Consider the following 3,773-nt stretch of genomic DNA (forward strand, 5'->3'; position numbering starts at 1 on the left):
CCGCAGGCGCGTGCTGAGTCTGCTGAAGAAGCTCTTCGGCCTCGACGATCGTCCGGAACGACCCGCCGACGCCGACGTGGATGTCGTCCCGGTAGCGCGGTCCGACACCAGGATCTTCGGCGTCGAGGACGACGGCGCCTGGCCGGTCCATCTCGTCCGCGTCCTGCCTCCGCGCGATATCCAGCTTCGGGAGGAGCCGTGAACGCCGCCGTCGATCTGCGCACGATCTTGTTCGAGGACCCCGGTAAGACCGCCGCCACGATCACCGGCGAGCTGGTCGGCTGCAAGCCGGGGGAGGAGATCGGCGGCGCTCTCAGGCGGATGCCGGACGCCGCGAAGAAGGCCGTGCTCGACCGGGTCGGCACGGCGGCGAGCGAGCTGCTGGACCAGGATCTGACCGACATCATGGGCAGCGCGTGGAGCAAGCACTCCGCCCTGCGCGCCGCGGCGCTCGCGACCCTGACCGATCCGAGCACCGTCCGCGAGCCGGAGCTGGGCGCGCACACCATGTCGTTCAGACACGCCCCGGCCGTCGAGCTCCGCATCGGCGAGCACGCGGTCGCCACGGTCACCCTGCAGATCCAGCTCGAGTTGCAGATCAAGACCCTCAAGGTGACGGTACGCCGGGGGCGCCTCACCGCGATCCGGACCGGCTCGTGCGACATCGTCGGCACGCTGAAGGTGATGGACAGCCGGGTCGCGCATCGGACGGTCACCCTCGACCTGCCGGGTACCCTCTCGCTCGGCCGGGGGATCGACCTGCTGGCCGGCGAGGAGCCGTAATCAGGGCGGTGCGGTGGAGGAGCGGACCACCAGCTCGACGGCCAGCTTTTATGTGCAAGGCCTGGACGGCGTGGCCGGACAGCAGGCGGATCAGGATCTCGACGGCTATCCGGCCCATCTCCGAGAGGGGCTGCCGCACCGTGGTCAAGGCCGGGCGGACCGTGTACCGGTCGGAAATGCGGTTCGAGCTATGCTGCCGGCGAGTATTCGCTGATCAGTCCGTTGAGGATCTTCCTGCGACGGACCCGCGCGTCGACTTAACCGGCGCGACGGTGACTGCCGGCAATTGCGGACAGCGCAGGTCGACACAACGACCAAGCAGCCGAACCGTCCGCGCCATAAGCCAATGTGTTGACGCGGCGTTCTCGTCGACAGCATTGCCCCGACCGGGCGCAGGTAGCCACTGCGCCATCAAGCGGACGGGGCTCGAAGCGAGCTTTGGGCTGCGGCCGGTACCGCGGCGCACCAGGCGTTGCAGCTTCTGACCTCCTTGATCACTTAATCGGCGTACTCGAACAGGTTCTAGCACTCGCACAGCCTCGACCGACATCCGGTCCGCTACGCGGACCTCGCCCGGTGTGTCACCCAACCCGGCCAACGTTTGTGGTCACAGCACTAGCTGCTCGCGCGGCACTGGGCCTGTCCCCACAAAAACCCGGGACGGCCACCAATCGCTCAGCAAATCCGTGAGCTCGTGCTTCGACCGGCCGCGGAGGCGCCCACCTTTGGCGTCGTCGCTTCCGGGGTGACTCGTCGGCCTGGGTTACCAGGGTGCCGCCAGGCCTACGGGCACAGATCTGGTTCTGTCGATTGACTTGACCATTGACCGGTGTCTACGCTCCCATCCTCCCGAGCACCATTTCGGGCGGTTTCCGTGCGATCACGGGGAAGAATTCGCAGGAGAACGGGATCTCCGAATGTACGGAGTGCTGGCGTGGTTCTCTGATCGGCCGGATCCGGCCGACGTCGTCGAGGGCGCCCTGGAACGGTTCACCACGGCGGCCGCGCCGCTGGTCCCGGACGCCTACGTGCGCCGGCAGATCGGCGACGGCGACTGGGGTGTGCGGGTGCTGCACGCGCCGGACGGCGGCGGATACCGATGGCCGATCGTCGCGCAGGATCATCAGGTGACCGCGGTGTCGCTGGGTCTGCCCGTCGGCCTGGACACCGCCGGCGGTCCGGCTGCCCTGGCCCGGAAGCTGCTCGCCGGCGCTGACGTGCACGCCGGCGTGGTCCCGCCGTTCAGTCTGATCGCGGTCGAGGACGGCGTGCGGGTCTCGATTCAGCAGGACTGGCTCGGCATGAGCCGGCTGTTCACCGGCAGCGGCCGCGGCATCACCGCGTTCTGCAGCCGGCCGAGCCTGCTCGCGGCCTTTCTCTGGGGAACCCGGGAACCCGATGTGGACGGCTGGCGTTCGTACGCGGCCTGCGGTCATTTCGGCGGCGACTCGTCACCTATCCGGGGTGTCCGGCTGCTCAGGCCGGGCGAACGCGTGACGGGCCGGCGCCGGCCGGGCGGCGGCTGGCGGCTGACATCGCAACTGCGCCACTCGGCCGACGACCTCGTCGCCGACGGCCTGGCCGCGCAAGCCAAGGGTTTCGACGCCGCGATCGACCTCGCCGCTGAGGGCATGCTGGCGACCGCGGCCGGCATCGGCGACCTCTACCCCGGTCAGATCACGTTGGGGCTTTCCGGTGGCAAGGATTCGAGGGTGATGGCGGCGGCTTTCCTGGCAGCGGACAAGCCGATCGAGATCGTCACCAATGTGGACGCCGCCGCCGAGGGCGAGACGGCCCAGCACCTGATGCGGATTGTGCGGGATCGGCGCGGGCCGGGACCCGTGCATCGGCTCGCCCGCGTCGGAGCGCCGGATGACGTGTTGCGGACGGACCTGTACGAACGGGCCGAGCGGTTGCAGAACCTGTACGACTATCAGTTCCCTTCGACGTACCTGGTGCGCCGGGCCGTTCCGCGCAAGCTGCCGGCCAACTCGCCTCCCACGATCAGTGGCGCGGGAGGCGAGTTGGCGGTGGCGTACTGGTATCCCAAGGACGGCGGTGGCGACCTCGATTCACAGGCGGCCCGGAAGACGGCGGTGGGCCGGTTGAACGCCGCGGTGCCGGTCAATGCGATGGTGGGCGAGGCGGTGGCCGCGGAACGGGACCGCATCGGTGCCGTGCTCGACCACGCCGAGGGTCTGGGCCTGCGCGGCCAGGCGATGACCGACTACCTCTACCTGGTCGAGCGGGTCCGCCGCTGGTACACCTCGGCGTACCTGTACGGCATCGTCACCCCGTTCCTCACGCCCGCGTTCGTGTCCGCCTCCTTCGCCCTCGACGCCGCCCAGAAGCGCCAGTGGGCGTTGCACCGCGGGCTGCTGGACCGTTTCCAGCCACTGTGGAGCGAGGTACCGTTCATCTCCGGCACCCGCACCGGTCCGTCGACAGCAACGGCCATCTGGGACGGCGACGGCGTCCCGACGGTGTGCGACCTGCTGGACACCACCTGCGGTCCGCTCACCGACATGGTGCGCCCGGCAGCGGTACGCGACGCGCTCGCGGAATGCGTCGCCGGGGCACCACCGTCCCGGCGACGGCCGGGGCTGCTCCAGCAGTTCGCCTACCTTGCGGTCGCCTCACGCACCCTGCAACCGGACACGCTGAAGGCGACATCGCCGACCACGTACATCACCCTGACAACCCCCCCGAAGCCCGTCCCGATGGCGTTCCGACAGGCGAAAAACCGGCTGCGGACCGTCGCCCGGCGCAGCCGGCTGGCACGGCGTGTCTGGTCGGCAGTCCGCCGCCGGCTGAAGGAGCGGCGGATCCGTCGTGCTCGTCCGGTTTGAAACACCGCGCTCGTGCCGCCCTCCCCCCGGAGCACTGCCGGACACAGCGCGCCAGGATTCACAGCAGGTAGCAACAACTGGACGGGAGGGTTGGCCGGTGGACGAGCCTCGACTCACACACGAGGAGAGCTGAGCGATCTC

The 3,773-nt window shown here is 69.3% G+C and carries 4 protein-coding genes; 3 read left to right on the top strand and 1 reads right to left on the bottom strand.

The window, feature by feature from the left end:
• Both AB0M20_RS31620 and AB0M20_RS31625 read left to right on the top strand, forming a co-directional pair.
• On the top strand, window positions 1-202 hold a 202-nt coding region (locus tag AB0M20_RS31620), incomplete at its 5' end, for a hypothetical protein (RefSeq protein WP_364303989.1).
• Complete coding sequence (locus AB0M20_RS31625; protein WP_364303990.1) at window positions 199-783, top strand: hypothetical protein; 585 nt, start codon at window positions 199-201, stop codon at window positions 781-783. The genes AB0M20_RS31620 and AB0M20_RS31625, both read left to right, overlap by 4 nt.
• Here AB0M20_RS31625 and AB0M20_RS31630 read toward each other — a convergent pair.
• Window positions 713-901 carry a hypothetical protein gene (locus AB0M20_RS31630; protein WP_364303992.1) on the bottom strand — a complete coding sequence of 63 codons (189 nt, stop codon included), beginning with the start codon at window positions 899-901 and terminating at the stop codon, window positions 713-715. The genes AB0M20_RS31625 and AB0M20_RS31630 overlap by 71 nt on opposite strands.
• Window positions 902-1,700: 799 nt before the next feature.
• Between AB0M20_RS31630 and AB0M20_RS31635 the strand changes: the two genes are divergently transcribed.
• On the top strand, window positions 1,701-3,632 hold the full coding sequence (locus tag AB0M20_RS31635; RefSeq protein WP_364303991.1) for a hypothetical protein: 1,932 nt from the start codon (window positions 1,701-1,703) through the stop codon (window positions 3,630-3,632).
• The last annotated feature ends 141 nt before the right edge of the window (window positions 3,633-3,773 follow it).

Origin of the sequence: Actinoplanes sp. NPDC051633 (assembly GCF_040681735.1) — a bacterium.
Taxonomy (GTDB): domain Bacteria; phylum Actinomycetota; class Actinomycetes; order Mycobacteriales; family Micromonosporaceae; genus Actinoplanes.